This is a genomic window from Allobosea sp. MMO-172 (assembly GCF_037147855.1).
GTDB lineage: Bacteria > Pseudomonadota > Alphaproteobacteria > Rhizobiales > Beijerinckiaceae > Allobosea.
In genome coordinates, this window is sequence record NZ_JBBCUM010000007.1 from 21,833 (window position 1) to 38,357 (window position 16,525).

Here is a 16,525-nt window from a genome sequence, read left to right on the forward strand (position 1 = left end):
GGATGAGCGTCGGGCACGCTGGTCGCACGCGAAGCGGCGGGCCTATAAGGCCCTCACTCTGACAAAAAAGACCGGGAACGCCTCGATGGATCTCCACAGCGCACCTGCGATGGCTTCCGCGCCCCTGCCGCAGACGGGAGCGGCCCGCTTCGTCACCAGGACGGACCATGTCCTGGGCAGCGTGGTCGAGGCGGTCGCAGCCGTGCTGGTGCTGGTCGAAATCATCATCCTCGGGGCCGGCGTCACGGCGCGCTATGTCTTCCATGCGCCGCTGGTCTGGTCGGACGAGCTCGCCTCGATCCTGTTCCTCTGGTTGTCCATGCTTGGCTCGGTCGTGGCGCTGCGGCGTGGCGAGCATATGCGCATGACGGGCCTCGTCTCCCGCGTCTCGCCGCAGACGCGGGCGCTGCTGGAAGCCGTCGCGATCACCGCCTCCATCGCCTTCCTCCTCATGATCATCCCGCATGCGATCGAATATGCCGAGGAGGAGAACTTCATCGTCACGCCTGCGCTGGAGATCAGCAATGCCTGGCGGGCCGCTGCGATCCCCATCGGCGTCGGCCTGATGCTGATCGCAGCCTGCTGCCGCCTGCTGCGCTTCGGATCGCTGAAGCCGGCCCTGCTCGCGATCGGCGTGACCGCGCTGCTCGTGTTGCTGTTCTGGTTGGCGGGCCCGGCGCTGAAGCCGCTCGGCAAGCTCAACCTGATCGTCTTCTTCGTCGGCGTGGTCGCGCTCAACGTCTTCTCCGGCGTGCCGATCGCCTTCTCCTTCGCGCTCGCCACCTTCGGCTATCTCGCCTGCACCACCTCGACGCCGATGCTGGTCATGGTCGGGCGCCTCGACGAGGGCATGAGCCATATCATCCTGCTCGCCGTGCCCCTGTTCATCTTCCTGGGGGCGCTGATCGAGATGACCGGCATGGCGCGCGCCATGATCCAGTTCCTCGCGAGCCTGCTCGGCCATGTCCGCGGCGGCCTGTCCTATGTGCTGGTCGGCGCGATGTATCTGGTCTCCGGCATCTCCGGCTCGAAGATCGCCGACATGGCGGCGATCGCGCCCGTGCTCTTCCCCGAGATGCAGAAGCGCGGCGCCAAGCCCGGCGACCTCGTCGCGCTGCTCTCCGCGACCGGCGCCCAGACCGAAACCATCCCGCCCTCGATCGTGCTCATCACCATCGGTTCGGTGACAGGCGTCTCGATCGCGGCCCTGTTCACCGGCGGGATGCTGCCGGCGGTGGTGCTGGGCATCGCGCTCTGCTTCGTCGTCTGGTGGCGTTGCCGGGGCGAGGACCTCAGCAACGTCACCCGCTATCGCAAGCGGGAGATCGCCAAGCTCGCGCTGATCGCGGCGCCGGCCATCGCCCTGCCCTTCGTCATCCGCGCCGCGGTGATCGAGGGCGTCGCGACCGCGACCGAGGTCTCGACGATCGGCATCGCCTATGCGGTGCTGGCCGGCATCCTGCTCTATCGGCAATTCGACTGGCGCCGCCTGCCGAGGATGCTGGTCGAGACGGCCTCGCTCACCGGCGCGATCATCTTCATCATCGGCTGCGCCACCGCCATGGCCTGGGGGCTGACGCAATCCGGCTTCTCGCGCGACCTCGCTCAGGCGATGGCGGCTGTGCCGGGTGGAAGCTGGGGCTTCCTCGGCATTTCGATCGTCGCCTTCACCGTGCTCGGCAGCGTGCTCGAAGGCATCCCGGCGATCGTCCTGTTCGGGCCGCTGGTCTTCCCGATCGCCAAGCAGGTCGGCGTGCACGAGGTGCACTATTCCATGGTCGTGATCTTCGCGATGGGCATCGGGCTGTTCGCCCCGCCCTTCGGCGTCGGCTATTACGGCGCCTGCGCGATCAGCAAGATCAATCCCGACGAAGGCCTGAAATATATCTGGGGCTATATCCTCGCCCTGCTCGTCGGGCTCGTCGTCGTTGCCGCCGTGCCGTGGATCTCGATCGGCTTCCTGCGCTGACGAGAGCTGCGCCGGGCATCGTCGGCTAGCCCGGAAGGCAGCCGTCCGTGCCGGCGCCGCAGACCAGCGCGCAGACCTTCTCGCCGCCGGACAGCTTGACGCGTCCGGACTGGAGCGCGGCAATCGCCGCCGCGCCCGAGAGGTCGGCCGCGATGCCGAATTCGAACCAGAGCGACTTCGCCGCCCGCTCCATGTCCGCATCGGTGATCAGAACGATCTCGTTGACAGTGCGCGCCGTCGCCTCATAGATCGCCTGGTCTGTCTGGCGGCAGGACATGGTGGCGACGCGGGTCTCCAGCTTGTCGAGCGCGACGAGGCGCCCGGCGGCAAGGCAGGCATGCAGGGTCGGCGATCCCACCGGCTCGATGCCGATGATCCGCGTCTGCGGACGCAAGGCCTTTACCGCCGTCGAGAGGCCGGTGATCAGGCCGCCGCCCCCGATGGCGACGAGGATCACGTCGACATCGGGCATGTCGTCGAGGATATCGAGGCCGAGCGTGCCCTGGCCGGCGACCACGATCGGATCGCTGAAGGGATGGGCATAGGTCGCGCCGGTTTCGCGGGAATGGGCGAGCGCGGCGGCATTGGCATCGTCCCAGATCGCGCCGACGATATGCACGTCCGCGCCCCAGTCGCGCAGCTTGGCGATCTTGTCCGGCGCGGCATTGGACGGCAGGAAGATCGTTGCGCGCACGCCGAGCACATGGGCCGAGCGGGCGATGGCGAGGCCGTGATTGCCGCCCGACGCCGTGACGACGCCGCGCGCGAGCTCGTCTTGCGACAGGGTCAGGAGGCGGTTCATGGCGCCCCGCGCCTTGAAGGAGCCGGCCGCCTGCAGCAATTCCAGCTTCAGCGTGACGTCGCCGCCGAAATCGCTGCCGCGCGTCCTGGCATAGGGCAGCGTCGGAGTTTGCCGGATGTAGGGCGCGATGCGTGTACGAGCGGCGCGGATATCGTCGAGCGCGATCATCACAGGGTTCCGCGATAGGGCGCCGCGACGATCAGGCAACAATTGCCCGGCTTCACGCGACCCGGCTGGCGGCGGCCATAGAGGATGCCGTCGGCGGCGTAGTGCAGCGTCTCGGGCGGGCGCGTCGGGTCCCAGGTGCAATGGATGCGGCCTGCCGGCTCGCCGGCGCTGACCTTGGTGCCATTGGCGTGGAAGGGCTCGAAGATGCCGTCCGCCGTCGCATAGACGTAAGCGGAAATGCCGGGCAGCTCGAGGATCTGGCCCTCGCCGCGCCGGGGCTCGGGCTTGTCGCGGACGACGACGCCGAGATGGTCGAGCACATTGGCAACGCCGCGCCGGCAGACCGCGAGAGCCTCCAGCGAGACCGTGCCGGCGCCGGCCATCTCGGTGCCGACGGTGACGAGCCCCGCCCGGCAGGCGGCGGCCGTCGCCGTGCGCGGCTCGCCGAGATTGCTGATGACCACGGTCATCGGTGCGTCGAAGGCCTGCACCGCCGCGACATTGCGCTTGTGGAGCGCCGGATCGTCGGTCGGCTCGACGATGGCGCTCGGGATGATGTCGAGCGAGGAGCCGCCGGAATGCAGGTCGAGGAAGGCGTCGCCGACCGGCAGGATATGGTCGCTGACGAAAGCCGAGATCTGCTGGGTGATGGTGCCGCGCGGATCGCCCGGGAAGGTTCGGTTGAAGTTGAGCCCGTCGACCGGCGAGGTGCGCTGGCCTGCCATGACAGCATGGACGTTGTTCGCCGGCATCAGGATGAGGCGGCCCTGGACGCGGCCGGGATCGAGATCGCGGATCAGGTCGCAGATCGTGATCGGCCCCTCGTATTCGTCGCCATGGTTGCCGCCCTCCATGATCACGGTCGGGCCGGCGCCATTCTTGATCACGGCGATCGGCACGCGGGTCGCGCCCCAGGCATCGTCATGCGGCGAATGCGGGATCATCAGGAAGCCGGTCTGCTTGCCCTCGCGGTCGAGATCGACGGTGAGGAAGGCGCTGGACGGGCGCGGGGTCGGCTTGGCGCGCGCGGGGCTGGCTGTGCTCATGGGATCACGCAGGGTGCAGGACAGGGATCGGCGCCGCTGGCGGGCCGTTGGAAAGCATGGAAAAGCCGGGCGCGGCGGCGCGCCCGGCAGGAACCGCTACGACGTCACAGCGTCGGCAGCGGGTCCATCGGCATGTCCAGGTACTTGCGGTGCAGCCGGTCGAGCTCGCCGTTCATCGAATTGAAGAAGATGAAGCCGTCGAGCCAGCGCACGAGGTTATGCTGGTCCATCTGCACGCCCATATGGGCCGGGCTGCGGCGGATGACGAACTTGCGCTCGAACTCCTTGTTCGGGTTCTGCTTGGCAAGCGCCTGCGCCACGATCGAGTTGGTGGCGAGGAGATCGGCCTGGCCGGTGATATAGGCCGCAGCGGCGGTCGCGTCGTCCTCGGTGCGCATCAGGCTGGCCTTCGGCGCGGCGGCCGAGATGGCGAGCTCCTGCGTCGTGCCCTTGGCGGCGGCGACGCGGGCCGAGCCGATCGTCTCCGGGCTCGACACCGTCGAGCTTTTCGCGCCGTAAACCGCGAGGAAGGTATTGGCATAGGGCGCGGTGAACTGGATCTGCCGGGCGCGCTCGGGCGTCAGGCCCATCACCGAGATGACGATGTCGACCTTGTCGGTCATCAGGAAGGGGATGCGGTTGGCGCCGGTGATCTGCTGCATCTCCAGCTTCACGCCCAGCCCCTTGGCGACCATCTCGGCCATCTCGATATCGAAACCGATCGCCTTGCGGTCCGCGTCCTGCGAGCCGAAGGGCGGCGCATCGAGCGGCACGCCGATGCGGACGACGCCCTTGGACAGGATGTCCTGGAGCTTGTCGGCCTTGGCCTCGGCGGCGCCGAAGGCGGCGATGGCCAGGGCGGCTAAACCTGCGAACAGTGAACGCATCGTCTTTTCTCCCCTCGTTGATGTTGTCTTGGTGTTCCGCCTCAGTGCAGCACCGCGCTGAGGAAGGTCTGGAGCTCCGGCGTCTTCGGCCCGGCTAAGACGGCTGCGGCCGGGCCCTGCTCGTGAATGCGCCCCTCGTGCATGAAGACGACACGCGAGCCGAAGCGGCGGGCAAAGCCCATCTCGTGGGTCACGAGGATCATGGTCATGCCCTCCTTCGCGACGGATTCGAGCACCTTGAGCACCTCGCCAGTCAGTTCCGGATCGAGCGCCGAGGTGACCTCGTCGAACAGCATCAGCTTCGGCCGCATGGCGAGCGAGCGGGCAATGGCGACGCGCTGCTGCTGGCCACCCGAGAGCTGCGAGGGATAGGCGTCGAGCTTGTCCTCGAGACCCACGCGGGCCAGCACTTCGCGCGCGACCTCGCGGGCAGCCTGCGGCGCCTGCTTCTTCACGACGCGCGGCGCGAGCGTGATGTTGTCGCAGACCGAGAGATGCGGGAACAGGTTGAAGCTCTGGAAGACGATGCCGACCTCCTGGCGCAATTTGCGCAGGTTCGTCCCGGGATCGTTGACCTGCGTGCCGTCGACGCGGATGACGCCGGCCTGCACCGGCTCCAGCCCGTTGATGCAGCGAAGCATCGTGCTCTTGCCCGAGCCGGAGCGGCCGATCACGGCGACGACCTCGCCCTTGGCGATATCGAGCGAGACGTCCTTCAGCACCTGGACCGAGCCGTAGCTCTTGTTGATCCCGTGGATTTCAACGAGCGACATCGAGCTTCCGCTCGATCGAGCGGCTCCATTGCGAGAGGGGGAAGCACATCGCGAAATAGATCGCGGCAACGGTGATGTAGACGGCGAAGGGCTTGTAGGTGCCGGCGGCCGTGAGCTGGCCTTCGCGCGTCAATTCGACGAAGCCGATCACCGCGGCGAGTGAGGTGTTCTTGATGAGCTGGACGAGGAAGCCGACCGTCGGCGGAATCGCGACCCGGACCGATTGCGGCACGATGACGTAACGCAATTGCTCCCAGAGCGAGAGGCCGAGCGAGGCGCCGGCCTCCCATTGCGTCTTCGCGATCGAGACCAGCGCGCCGCGCCAGATCTCGCCGAGGAAGGCGCTGCCATAGACCGAGAAGGCGGTCGCCGCCGCGATCCATGGATTGACGGAGATGCCGACAAGCGGCAGGCCGAAGAAGATCACGAAGAGCCAGACCAGCAGCGGCGTGCCCTGGACGATGTGGATATAAGCGGCCGCGAGCCAGCGCAGCGGCGCGAAGGGCAGGATGCGGGCGATGGCGATGACGATGCCGATCAGCGATGCGCCGATGAAGGCGGTGGCGGTCAGCGCCAGCGTCCAGCGCGCCGCCGCGATCAGGTACATCACATCGATGAGACCGAATTCGCGGATCATCGCCTGACGAACGCCCAATAGTACAGCCCCGCGAACAGGCCGCGGAAGGCGAAGGCGAGCCCGAGATAGAGCACGCCGATGACGGTGTAGACCTCGAAATCGCGGAAGGTGCGCGACTGCACGATCGAGGCCGCGTGGAACAGGTCCTCGACCGAGATCTGCGAGACGACGCTGGTCGCCAGCATCAGCAGCACGAACTGGCTGGCGAGCGCCGGGAACATCGCCTTCAGCGCCGGGAACATCACGACATAGCGGAAGACCTGCAGACCGGAGAGGCCGAGCGAATGGCCGGCCTCGACCTGCGCCTTCGGCACGGCCTCCAGCCCGGCGCGGACGATCTCGGTGGTGTAGGCACCGAGATTGATGACCAGCGCGATGATCGCGGCGGTGAGGCCATCGAGCCGCAGGCCCAGGGTCGGCAGGCCGAAGAAGATCAGGAAGAGCTGCACCAAGAGCGGCGTGTTGCGGATGACCTCGACATAGGTGCCGACGATGCGGCGCAGCCAGCCCGGGCCATAAACGCGGGCGGCGGCGCAGGCGATACCGATGACGAGGCCGCCGATCATCGCGAGGCCCGAAAGCAGCAGCGTGATCCAGACGCCTTCGAGGATCGATTCCCAGGCGGCGAAGACATCGCGGAACTGCAGGCCGTATTTCATGGCCGGCCGCCTCGCGACAGCGGCGCGACGCTCCCAGAACCTGCGATATGATCCGACGATCGTACCATCCGCCTCCCCTTTACGAGGAGGCTAGGTTCGTTTCTTATTTGATGTCAAGCTTCATATATGAAACAGGAAAGCATGAGCGACCTGCCGGATACCGAGAACGGAGACAAGGGCAGCTACGCGGCGCCGGCGCTGGAGAAGGGGCTCGACATCCTCGAACTCCTCGCCGAAGTCGGCGAACCGCTCTCGACCCGCGAGATCGCCGAGCGCCTCGCCCGCTCGAAGAGCGAAATCTTCCGCATGGTCTTCGTGCTGCAGCAGCGCGGCTATCTCGCCCGCGAGGCCGGGACGGACCGGCTCGTGCTGTCGCGACGGCTGTTCGACCTGGGCATCCGCACGCCGGCCGGGCGTCCCCTCACCTCGATCGTGCTGCCTGTGATGGAGCGTTTCAGCGAGACAAGCGGCCAGGTCGCGCATCTCGTCGTGCTGAGCCGGGCGCAGACCGTCGTGCTGGCGACGACCTCGGGCCATCTCGATGCCAGCGTCATCGTGCGGCCGGGCTATGGCCGGCCCGCGCTGGACGCCAATTCCGGCCTGCTGATCCTCGCGTTCCAGAGCGAGACGCGCCGGCGCCAGTTGATGCGGGAGGCGTCGGAGGCCGACAAGCAGCGCCTCGAAGCGGCCGAAACCGGGCGGACTTTCGCGGAGATCCGTGCCCTCGGGCACCGCGTCGCCGCCAGCCGCGATATCATGGCGGTAACCGACATCGCCTGCCCGGTCATCGGGCCGGGCGGACATGCGGAAGCGGCGATCCTGGTGCCCTGCCTGCAGCGACACGGCATCGCGACGGATGAGGAGGTGATCCTGAAGGCGCTGAAGGCGAGCTGCGCGGAAGCCGGCTCGCAACTGTCGCTATAGGCCCGCTTCCGCCGGACACGGCGGCTGGCGCGCGAACCTTTAATTGCAAATGAGAAGGATTATTATTTGCAGTTGCATTGATCGCACCCGATGCTGCAGCTGCAAAACCTCCTGCTCGCGCTGCAGCTTGACAGGGCCTTCTCGGCCAACCGAACATGAGGTTCATTCTTCGGAAAGGTAGCTTATGCGCCTGTTTGCTGCGTCGCTCGCAACCGAAACGAATACGTTCTCTCCAATCCCGACATCCCGGGCCAATTTCGAGGCATCAGCCTATTTTCCGGCCGGCCAGCATCCCGACCGGGCGACCCATTGCACCGCGCCGCTCTATGTCGCGCGGCAGCGCGCCAAGCGCGACGGCTTCGAGCTGATCGAAGGCTCCTGCTTCTGGGCCGAGCCGTCGGGCACCTGCGCCAAGGCCGATTACGAGGAGATGCGCGAGGAGATCCTCGTCCAGCTCCGGGCGGCTATGCCGGTCGACGGCGTGCTGCTCGGCCTGCACGGTGCCATGGTCGCGCATGGCTATGACGATTGCGAAGGCGACATCCTCGAACATGTCCGCGCCATCGTCGGCCCCTCCGTGCCGATCGGCGTCGAACTCGATCCGCATTGCCACCTGACCGAGAAGCGCGTGCGCCTCGCGGATGCGATCATCCTCTACAAGGAATACCCGCATATCGACTTCGTCGAACGGGCCGAGGAGCTGGTCGACATCATCCTGGGCACGATCCGCGGCAAGCTCAAACCGGTGATGTCGCTCTACGATTGCCGGATGATCGAGCTGGTGCCGACGACGCGCGAGCCCGGCCGCTCCTTCGTCGACCGGATGAGCGCGCTCGAAGGCAAGGACGGTATCCTCTCGGTCTCGCTGGCGCATGGTTTCCAGCAGGGCGACGTGCCGGAGATCGGCACCCGCGTCCTCGTCGTCACCGATAACGACAAGGCGAAGGGCGACGCGCTGGCGGCGAAGCTCGGCGAGGAATTCCGTTCGCTCAAGGGCCAGTTCGCCCCGCCGGTGACGCCGCTCGACGAGGCGCTCGACCGCGCGCTCGGCGGCACCGCCAACGGCCCGCGCGTCATCGCGGATTCCACCGACAATGCCGGCGGGGGCGCGGCTTCCGACAACACCAACATCATCCATCGCCTGCGCGAGCGCGGCATCTCCGACGCGGCTGTCGGCCCGGTCTGGGACCCGGTCGCAGTCGAGTTCTGCCTGACGGCCGGCGTCGGTGCGACCATTCCGCTGCGCTTCGGCGGCAAGGCGGCCTCGACCTCGGGCACGCCGGTCGACGGCGAGGTGACGGTGCTCGGCGCGATCCGCGGGGGCACCCAGAGCTTCGGCACCGCCAAGGTGCCGATCGGCAATGCGGTCGGCATCCGCATCGACGGCATCGACGTCGCGCTGCTGTCGCACCGGACGCAGGCGCTGGGGCTGGAGATCTTCACCAGCGTCGGCATCGACCCGACGCAGAAGCGCATCGTCTCGGTCAAATCGACCAACCATTTCCACGCCGCCTACGGCCCAATCGCCAGCGAGGTGATCTACACCGATGGTGGCGGGCCGTCGCATCTCGACGTGCGCAAATATCCCTATCGCAAGATCAACCGGCCGCTCTGGCCGCATGATCCGCTCCCGCCGGGCCGGCTCGTCGTCTGACACCCCCGCCCCGAAAGGAACAGGAGAGAAGAAGCATGACCCGATGAGGGCCAGACGAGGCGAATGCCCGCGGTCCTCTGTTGCAACGAGGAGGAGAACGACATGACCACGACACGCAGACGTTTCGTTCAGGGCGGATTGGCAACCGGCGCGATCATCGCCTCGCCGGCCACGATCCGCGCGCAGACCACACCGACCGCAGCCCGCACCATCCGCGCCGTTTTGCACGGCGATCTTCGCGTCTTCGATCCGATCTGGACGACGGCGAACATGACCTCCTATCACGCCGGCATGGTCTACGACACGCTGTTCGGCGTGAACGACAAGTTCGAGCCGCAGCCGCAGATGGTCTCGAAATGGTCGCTCTCGGACGACCGCAAGACCTATACGTTCGAGCTGCGCGACGGCCTGCGCTTCACGGACGGCACGCCTGTCACCGCGAAGGATTGCGTCGCCTCGATCCGGCGCTGGGGCGCCCGCGACGGCGGCGGCCAGCACATGATGGCGCGCCTCGCCGACACGCCGGTGAAGGACGACAAGACCTTCCAGATCGTGATGAAGGAGCCCTATGGGCTCGTGGTGGAATGGCTCGCCAAGGCCGCGACCAATGTCTGCTACATCATGCGCGAGAAGGAAGCCGGGACCGACCCGAACCAGCAGATCAGCACGATCATCGGCTCAGGCCCCTTCACCTTCAACGAGGGCGCGGTCGTCCAGGGCCAGCGCTATGTCTATGACAAGAACGCGAACTACGTGCCGCGCTCCGAAGCGGCGGTGATGACCTCCGGCGGCAAAGTCGTGAATGTCGACCGCGTCGTGTTCGAGAACATCGCCGACGAGGCGACCGCGATCGCCGCGATCCGCGCCGGCGAGATCGACATGATCGAGTACCCCAATGTCGACCTGCTCGACTCGCTGGCTGGCGAGAAGGCGATCAAGCTCGAAGTGCTGAACAAGCAGGGCCAGCTCGGCTGGGCGCGCGTGAACTGGCTCCATCCGCCGTTCAACAACGTCAAGGCCCGCCAGGCCATGCTGCACCTCATCCACCCGACCGAGGTGATGAAGGCGACCTTCGGCGACGAGAAATATTTCCGCGGCTGCTCCTCGCTGTTCGGCATGGGCACGCCGATGGAGAACGACGCCAATATCGACTGGTTCAAGGGCGCGCCGAATATCGAGAAGGCGAAGCAGCTCTTGAAAGAATCCGGCTATGACGGCCGCCCGGTCGTCGTGCTGCAGGCGACCAACATCGCCTATATGAACAACGCCGCGAACCTGATCGCGCAATGGATGCGCCAGGCCGGCTTCAACGTCTCGCTGCAGGCCTCGGACTGGGGCGCCGTCGTCACCCGCCGCGCCGTCAAGGCCGCGCCGGACCAGGGCGGCTGGAACGTGTTCTTCACCTCCGGCTCGGTCAACGCCTTCGGCAACCCGGTCTCGCTCAGCGGCCACTCCGCCAATGGCGAGAAGGGCTGGTTCGGCTGGCCGAGCGACGAGAAGCACGAGCAGCTGCGCGACAAATGGGCGAGCGCCCAGTCGGACGCGGAGCGCAAGCAGATCGCCCGCGACATCCAGCAGAACGCCTGGGATTTCGTGCCGCATGCCTATTTCGGCCAGTGGTTCCAGCCGGCGGCCCTGCGCAACCTGACGGGACTGATCGGCATGCCCGAGCTGATCCCGTTCTGGAACGTCAAGAAGGGCTGATTTCAGCCCGGTCGTGAACCGATCCGCGGAGTCCGCCCTCTGGCGGGCTCCGCTTGCTTAGCGGTTTTCAGATGATCGTGCCGGCGGCGTGAGAGACGAGCACGTGATGCCGTGCCCAGCGGGATTGGCCCATCATCCCGCGACGAATGAACCAGCCGACGGAGGACGACCGAATCCATGTTGAGTTATCTGGTACAGCGCCTGGCATCGACCATCCTGGTGATGACGCTGGTGGGCATCTTCGTCTTCCTGCTGCTCCATCTTTCGGCCGGCGACCCCGCCGCCATCATCGCCGGTGACTACGCCACGCCCCAGCAGATCGTCGCCATCCGCCAGCGGCTCGGCCTCGACGATCCCCTGCTCGTCCAGTTCGGGCGCTGGGCCTTGCGGGTGATCCAGGGCGATCTCGGCGTCTCGATCTTCTCCAGCACGCCGGTTTCGACGCTGATCCTGCAGCGCCTTGAGCCGACGCTGTCGCTCGCCATTCTCACCATGATCTTCGCGGTCTCGATTGCGGTCACGCTCGGTGTGCTCGCCGCCTGGAAGGCCGGCCGGCCGGTCGACCGCCTGCTGATGGGTTTCTCCGTGCTCGGCTTCTCGATGCCGACCTTCGTGGTCGGCTACTGCCTGATCTATGTCTTTGCGATCGAACTGCGCTGGCTGCCCGTGCAGGGCTACCGCCCGATCCTCGACGGCATCGGCCCGTGGTTCATGCATCTCGTGCTGCCGACGGTGACGCTCGGCCTCGCCTATGTCGCGCTGATCGCGCGCATGACGCGGGCCTCGATGCAGGAGGTGCTGGAGGAGGACTATATCCGCACCGCCAATGCCAAGGGCGTCTCGGCGCGCACGATGCTGATGAAGCACGCGCTGAAGAATGCCGGCGTGCCGATCATCACCGTGATCGGCATCGGCGTCGCCCTGCTGATCGGCGGCGTCGTGATCACCGAGACCGTGTTCAACATCCCCGGCGTCGGCCGCCTCGTGGTCGATGCGATCTCGAAGCGCGACTACCCGATCATCCAGGGCGTGATCCTCGTCTTCTCCGGCGTCTACGTGCTGATCAACCTCGCGGTCGATCTGTCCTATTCGCTCATCGATCCCCGCATCCGGCATTGAGGAGGCGAGAGCGATGACCGCAATCGATACCCCGACCGCCCCTGCCCCCGCCGCGGGCAGCCGGCTCGCCCGGATCGGCCGCTTCGTGCGCCGCAACCCGACCATGCTGCTCGGCGCCGCCATCCTGATCTTCTTCCTCGTCGTCGCCATCATCGCGCCGCTGATCGCCGGCGACCCGATGCTAAAGGCGCCGACCCGCCGCTTGCAGCCGCCCTCGCCCGATCTGCGCTTCGGCACCGACCAGCTCGGGCAGGATGTCTTCGCGCGCACCGTCTACGGCGCCCGCGTCTCGCTCATCGTCGGCTTCAGCGTCGCGACGATCTCGATCCTCGTCGGCCTGACCATCGGCCTCTTCGCCGGCTATTATCGCCGCTTCGACGCCATCGTGATGCGCCTGATGGACGGGCTGATGGCGATCCCCGCGATCCTGCTCGCCATCGCCATGGTCTCGCTGAACCAGGGCAGCATCGGCATCGTCATCGCGGCGATCTCGATCCCCGAACTGCCGCGCGTCGTCCGCCTCGTCCGCTCGATCGTGCTCAGCGTCAAGGAACTGCCCTTCGTCGAGGCCGCGCGCGCCTGCGGAGCGCGCACGCCGCGCCTGCTGTTCTGGCACATCATGCCGAGCACGATCGCGCCCCTGATCGTGCAGGCGACCTATATCTGCGCCTCGGCGATCCTGGTCGAAGCCTCGTTGTCCTTCCTTGGCGCGGGCGTGCCGCCGGAGGTGCCAAGCTGGGGCAACATGATCGCATCGAGCCGGCTCTACCTCGCCCGGGCACCCTGGACGATCTTCTGCCCGGCGATCGCGCTCGCGCTGGTCGTGCTGGCGGTGAACCTGCTCGGCGACGGCCTGCGCGACCGGCTCGATCCGCGCCTGTCGCGGCGGCTCTAGCCTCACGCCCACACTGCACGCCGGGCATGCATCGGCACGCCCGGCGAATCTCCGGCACCGCGCTATGCTGCCCTGGCCATCGATGGCGAGACGAAGCTGGGAGCCTGCCGGGATGAACCGACGCGACACGATCAGATTGGCGCTGCTGCCGACGCCCTTCGAGCAACTCCCGCGCCTGTCGCAGGCCCTCGGCCAGAGCGGCAAAGGCCCGTCGATCTGGATGAAGCGCGACGACTGCACCGGCTTCGCCGGCGGCGGCAACAAGGTGCGCAAGCTCGAATACCTTGTCGCCGAGGCCCTGAAACAGGGCGCCGACACGCTGGTCACCATGGGTGCGATCCAGTCGAACCACGCCCGCCAGACGGCTGCCGCTGCGGCCCGCAAAGGGCTCGCCTGCGTGCTGCTGCTGACCGATTCGGTTGCGAATCGCAGCGAGTCCTATCGCACCAACGGCAACTGGCTGCTCGACCGGATCTTCGGGGCGGAGATCCGCCTGTTCCCGGCCGGCGGGGATGCGACCGCGATCGCAGACGATGCGGTAGCGGAACTGAAGGCTCAGGGGAAACGCCCTTACTTCATCCCGGTCGGCGGCTCCAATGCGCTGGGCAGCCTCGCCTATCGCGACGCGCTTCTGGAGCTGGCCGGGCAGGCGAAGGCCGAGGGTGTCCGCATCGATCACATCGTCGTGCCGACAGGCAGCGGCGGCACCCATGCCGGCATCCTGGCCGGGGTCGAGGATGCCGGGCTTGGCTGCCGCGTCCGGGGCGTCAGCGTCTCGCGCGCGGCCGATCAGGCGGGCGCCATCGTCTCCGGACTGGTGAACGACATCTATGCGCTGGAAGGCCGACAGCGGGGCCAGCAGGTCGCGCTGGAAATCGATGATTCGCAGGTCGGCCCCGGCTATGGCCAGCCGACGCCTGCGATGATCGAGGCCGTCGAGCTGGTCGCGCGGACGGAAGGCATCCTGCTCGACCCGGTCTATACCGGTAAGGCGATGGCTGGGCTCATCGCGCTGGTCAGGAGCGGCGCCATCGGCCCCGACGAGACCGTCGTCTTCTGGCATACCGGCGGGGCGCCGGGGCTCTACGCCTATCCGGAGGTTTTCCAGGGGTAGAATCGACCGACGGCATCGGACCGTCAGCATATCTGCGTCATGGTCGGGCTTGTCCCGACCATCCACGTCTTCGCTTGTCGAGAAGCGTGTTCAAGACGTGGATGCTCGCCACGAGGGCGAGCAGGACGACTGCGCTTTCCGTACCATTTCCCGGCACGTTCCACGTTACTTTTGCCTGTTCAGCCCCTCGTCAGGGAGCTGTGGACAGCCTCCCTCCGGAGCGCATCGGGCAGGCCTGTCGAGGGCCCGGTTTACGACCTGTTAACCATTCCCTCGATACACCGAAGCAACCGAAAATTTACCAAGATAACCGACGTGTTAACTCAACCCCGGCCCATCCGCCTCAAGGGGCGGTCCTATCTTGCGCTGACGCTGACCCCGGAGCTGCCCTTCGAGGACTGGCTCGCGCGGCTCGACGATCTCGCCTCGCGCTCCGCCGGCTTCTTCCTGCGGCGCCCCGTGGTGCTCGACATCACCGGGCTGGATATCGACCGGGCGCAGCTTCGCACCTTCGTCAGCCAGCTCGGTTCGCGCCAGGTCCGGATCATGGGCATCGAGGGCGCCTCCCCCGCCCTGCTCGGCGCGGATCTGCCGCCGGCCATGGCCGACGGGCGCCCGACTGCCGATTTCGAGCCTCCGGCCGCTGCGGCCGAGCCCGCCAAGGCCGAGTTTGCCGTCGCCGAGCCGGTCATGCCCGACCTGCCCAAGGCGGCGCCGTCGATCATCGTGACGCAGCCGGTACGCTCGGGCCAATCGCTGGTCTTCCTCGAAGGCGACGTCACCGTCGTCGGCTCGGTCGCATCCGGTGCCGAGATCGTCGCGGGCGGCTCGATCCATGTCTACGGCACGCTGCGCGGCCGGGCGATGGCCGGCACGATGGGCAATGCCGCGGCACGCATCTTCTGCCGCAAGCTCGAGGCCGAGCTGATCGCGATCGACGGCTTCTACAAGACGGCCGAGGACATGGGCCCGGAATTCCGCGGCAAGCCGGTGCAGATCTGGCTCGACGGCGAAACGTTCAAGGTCGAAGCGCTCGCCTGAGGCGCGCACATAACTCAACGTTCAGAAGGAGCGGTCAATGGGTAAGGTCATCGTCGTCACATCGGGCAAGGGCGGCGTCGGCAAGACGACGTCGTCGGCCGCGCTCGGCGCCGCGCTCGCCCAGGGCGGGGACAAGGTCGTGGTCGTCGATTTCGACGTCGGCCTGCGCAATCTCGATCTGGTCATGGGCGCCGAGCGGCGCGTGGTCTACGACCTCGTCAACGTCATCCAGGGCGAGGCCAAGCTCACCCAGGCGCTGATCCGCGACAAGCGGGTCGAGACGCTCTACCTGCTGCCGGCCTCGCAGACCCGCGACAAGGACAACCTGACGGCGGAAGGCGTCGCGGCCGTGATCGGCGCGCTGAAGGCGAATTTCGACTGGGTGATCTGCGACAGCCCGGCCGGCATCGAGCGCGGCGCCACCCTGGCCATGCGCCATGCCGATGTCGCGATCGTCGTGACCAACCCGGAGGTCTCCTCCGTTCGCGATTCCGACCGCATCATCGGCCTGCTCGATTCCAAGACGCTGAAGGCCGAGAACGGCGAGCGCATGGAGAAGCACCTGCTGCTCACCCGCTACGATCCCCTGCGGGCCGAGCGTGGCGACATGCTGAAGGTCGACGACGTGCTGGAGATCCTGTCGATCCCGCTGCTCGGCATCATCCCCGAGAGCATGGACGTGCTGCGCGCCTCCAATATCGGCTCGCCGGTCACGCTGGCGGACCAGGGCAGCGCGCCGGCCATCGCCTATTTCGATGCCATCCGCCGTCTCAAGGGCGAGCAGATCCCGGTCACGGTGCCCGGCGAGAAGCGCGGCTTCTTCGGCAAGTTCTTCGGAAGGAAGGCGGCATGAGCATGAATCTGTTCCGCCTCTTCTCCCGCCCCCGCTCGGCCCCCGCCGCCCGGGAAAGGCTGCAGGTCCTGCTCGCGCATGAGCGCGCCACCGCCGGCGGCGATGCCGACCTGCTCGGCAAGCTGCGCGACGAAATCCTGCGCGCGATCTCCAAGCATATGCAGATCGACGACGACAAGGTCAGCGTCCGGATGGAGCGCGGCCCCCAGGTCTCGACGCTCGCCGTCGATATCGAAGTGCCGTTCGACGCCGGCAAGAAGGCGGCGTAACCGTCGAACAT

Annotated in this window: 16 protein-coding genes; 10 read left to right on the plus strand and 6 right to left on the minus strand. The window is 67.0% G+C overall.

Features of this window, described 5'->3' with window-relative positions; translation table 11 throughout:
- Positions 1-85: 85 nt before the first annotated feature.
- Positions 86-1,969 carry a TRAP transporter large permease gene (locus WFK61_RS12130; protein WP_442896295.1) on the plus strand — a complete coding sequence of 628 codons (1,884 nt, stop codon included), beginning with the start codon at positions 86-88 and terminating at the stop codon, positions 1,967-1,969.
- 25 nt (positions 1,970-1,994) lie between these two features.
- On the opposite strand, the gene WFK61_RS12135 is transcribed toward WFK61_RS12130, so the two are convergent.
- The 6 genes from WFK61_RS12135 to WFK61_RS12160 form a co-directional block, all read right to left on the minus strand.
- Positions 1,995-2,939, minus strand: a complete 945-nt coding sequence (locus WFK61_RS12135; RefSeq protein WP_336811950.1) for a threonine ammonia-lyase — start codon at positions 2,937-2,939, stop codon at positions 1,995-1,997.
- Positions 2,939-3,985 carry a succinylglutamate desuccinylase/aspartoacylase family protein gene (locus WFK61_RS12140; protein ID WP_336811952.1) on the minus strand — a complete coding sequence of 349 codons (1,047 nt, stop codon included), beginning with the start codon at positions 3,983-3,985 and terminating at the stop codon, positions 2,939-2,941. Before WFK61_RS12140 ends, WFK61_RS12135 begins: the two co-directional genes overlap by 1 nt.
- 104 nt (positions 3,986-4,089) lie before the next feature.
- The gene (locus WFK61_RS12145; RefSeq protein ID WP_336811954.1) at positions 4,090-4,872 is read right to left on the minus strand and encodes a transporter substrate-binding domain-containing protein; all 783 of its coding nucleotides are present in this window, start codon (positions 4,870-4,872) and stop codon (positions 4,090-4,092) included.
- Between the two features lie 41 nt (positions 4,873-4,913).
- Positions 4,914-5,645, minus strand: coding sequence for an amino acid ABC transporter ATP-binding protein (locus WFK61_RS12150; RefSeq protein WP_336811956.1), 732 nt, complete (start codon positions 5,643-5,645; stop codon positions 4,914-4,916).
- Positions 5,632-6,279: an amino acid ABC transporter permease gene (locus WFK61_RS12155; RefSeq protein ID WP_336812346.1), complete on the minus strand. Its 648-nt coding sequence runs from the start codon at positions 6,277-6,279 to the stop codon at positions 5,632-5,634. The genes WFK61_RS12150 and WFK61_RS12155 overlap by 14 nt, the downstream gene beginning before the upstream one ends.
- Positions 6,279-6,941, minus strand: a complete 663-nt coding sequence (locus WFK61_RS12160; protein ID WP_336811958.1) for an amino acid ABC transporter permease — start codon at positions 6,939-6,941, stop codon at positions 6,279-6,281. The genes WFK61_RS12155 and WFK61_RS12160 overlap by 1 nt, the downstream gene beginning before the upstream one ends.
- A 141-nt stretch (positions 6,942-7,082) precedes the next feature.
- Between WFK61_RS12160 and WFK61_RS12165 the strand changes: the two genes are divergently transcribed.
- The 9 genes from WFK61_RS12165 to minE all read left to right on the plus strand — a co-directional run bounded on the left by WFK61_RS12165 (position 7,083) and on the right by minE (position 16,514).
- On the plus strand, positions 7,083-7,865 hold the full coding sequence (locus tag WFK61_RS12165; protein ID WP_336811960.1) for an IclR family transcriptional regulator: 783 nt from the start codon (positions 7,083-7,085) through the stop codon (positions 7,863-7,865).
- Between the two features lie 184 nt (positions 7,866-8,049).
- Positions 8,050-9,519 (plus strand): M81 family metallopeptidase, encoded by a 1,470-nt coding sequence (locus WFK61_RS12170; protein ID WP_336811962.1) that lies wholly within the window; start codon positions 8,050-8,052, stop codon positions 9,517-9,519.
- A gap of 102 nt (positions 9,520-9,621) precedes the next feature.
- A complete protein-coding gene (locus WFK61_RS12175; RefSeq protein ID WP_336811963.1) occupies positions 9,622-11,223 on the plus strand; it encodes an ABC transporter substrate-binding protein in 1,602 nt (533 codons plus the stop codon).
- A gap of 177 nt (positions 11,224-11,400) precedes the next feature.
- Entirely contained in the window at positions 11,401-12,342 is a 942-nt protein-coding gene (locus tag WFK61_RS12180) for an ABC transporter permease (RefSeq protein WP_336811964.1), read from the plus strand.
- A 13-nt stretch (positions 12,343-12,355) separates the two neighbouring features.
- Positions 12,356-13,237, plus strand: coding sequence for an ABC transporter permease (locus tag WFK61_RS12185; protein ID WP_336811965.1), 882 nt, complete (start codon positions 12,356-12,358; stop codon positions 13,235-13,237).
- A gap of 112 nt (positions 13,238-13,349) precedes the next feature.
- Positions 13,350-14,351 (plus strand): D-cysteine desulfhydrase family protein, encoded by a 1,002-nt coding sequence (locus WFK61_RS12190; RefSeq protein WP_336811967.1) that lies wholly within the window; start codon positions 13,350-13,352, stop codon positions 14,349-14,351.
- Positions 14,352-14,657: 306 nt separating this feature from the next.
- Positions 14,658-15,392: a septum site-determining protein MinC gene (gene minC / locus WFK61_RS12195; RefSeq protein ID WP_336812348.1), complete on the plus strand. Its 735-nt coding sequence runs from the start codon at positions 14,658-14,660 to the stop codon at positions 15,390-15,392.
- A gap of 37 nt (positions 15,393-15,429) precedes the next feature.
- Positions 15,430-16,245, plus strand: a complete 816-nt coding sequence (gene minD / locus WFK61_RS12200; protein ID WP_336811969.1) for a septum site-determining protein MinD — start codon at positions 15,430-15,432, stop codon at positions 16,243-16,245.
- A 2-nt stretch (positions 16,246-16,247) separates the two neighbouring features.
- The gene (minE, locus tag WFK61_RS12205) at positions 16,248-16,514 is read left to right on the plus strand and encodes a cell division topological specificity factor MinE (RefSeq protein WP_265060491.1); all 267 of its coding nucleotides are present in this window, start codon (positions 16,248-16,250) and stop codon (positions 16,512-16,514) included.
- The last annotated feature ends 11 nt before the right edge of the window (positions 16,515-16,525 follow it).

Coding starts and splice junctions, on each gene's coding strand:
- WFK61_RS12130 (WP_442896295.1), top strand. CDS start 86: ATGGATCTCCACAGCGCACCTGCGATGGCTTCCGCGCCCCTGCCGCAG.
- WFK61_RS12135 (WP_336811950.1), bottom strand. CDS start 2,939: ATGATCGCGCTCGACGATATCCGCGCCGCTCGTACACGCATCGCGCCC.
- WFK61_RS12140 (WP_336811952.1), bottom strand. CDS start 3,985: ATGAGCACAGCCAGCCCCGCGCGCGCCAAGCCGACCCCGCGCCCGTCC.
- WFK61_RS12145 (WP_336811954.1), bottom strand. CDS start 4,872: ATGCGTTCACTGTTCGCAGGTTTAGCCGCCCTGGCCATCGCCGCCTTC.
- WFK61_RS12150 (WP_336811956.1), bottom strand. CDS start 5,645: ATGTCGCTCGTTGAAATCCACGGGATCAACAAGAGCTACGGCTCGGTC.
- WFK61_RS12160 (WP_336811958.1), bottom strand. CDS start 6,941: ATGAAATACGGCCTGCAGTTCCGCGATGTCTTCGCCGCCTGGGAATCG.
- WFK61_RS12165 (WP_336811960.1), top strand. CDS start 7,083: ATGAGCGACCTGCCGGATACCGAGAACGGAGACAAGGGCAGCTACGCG.
- WFK61_RS12170 (WP_336811962.1), top strand. CDS start 8,050: ATGCGCCTGTTTGCTGCGTCGCTCGCAACCGAAACGAATACGTTCTCT.
- WFK61_RS12175 (WP_336811963.1), top strand. CDS start 9,622: ATGACCACGACACGCAGACGTTTCGTTCAGGGCGGATTGGCAACCGGC.
- WFK61_RS12180 (WP_336811964.1), top strand. CDS start 11,401: ATGTTGAGTTATCTGGTACAGCGCCTGGCATCGACCATCCTGGTGATG.
- WFK61_RS12185 (WP_336811965.1), top strand. CDS start 12,356: ATGACCGCAATCGATACCCCGACCGCCCCTGCCCCCGCCGCGGGCAGC.
- WFK61_RS12190 (WP_336811967.1), top strand. CDS start 13,350: ATGAACCGACGCGACACGATCAGATTGGCGCTGCTGCCGACGCCCTTC.
- minD (WP_336811969.1), top strand. CDS start 15,430: ATGGGTAAGGTCATCGTCGTCACATCGGGCAAGGGCGGCGTCGGCAAG.
- minE (WP_265060491.1), top strand. CDS start 16,248: ATGAATCTGTTCCGCCTCTTCTCCCGCCCCCGCTCGGCCCCCGCCGCC.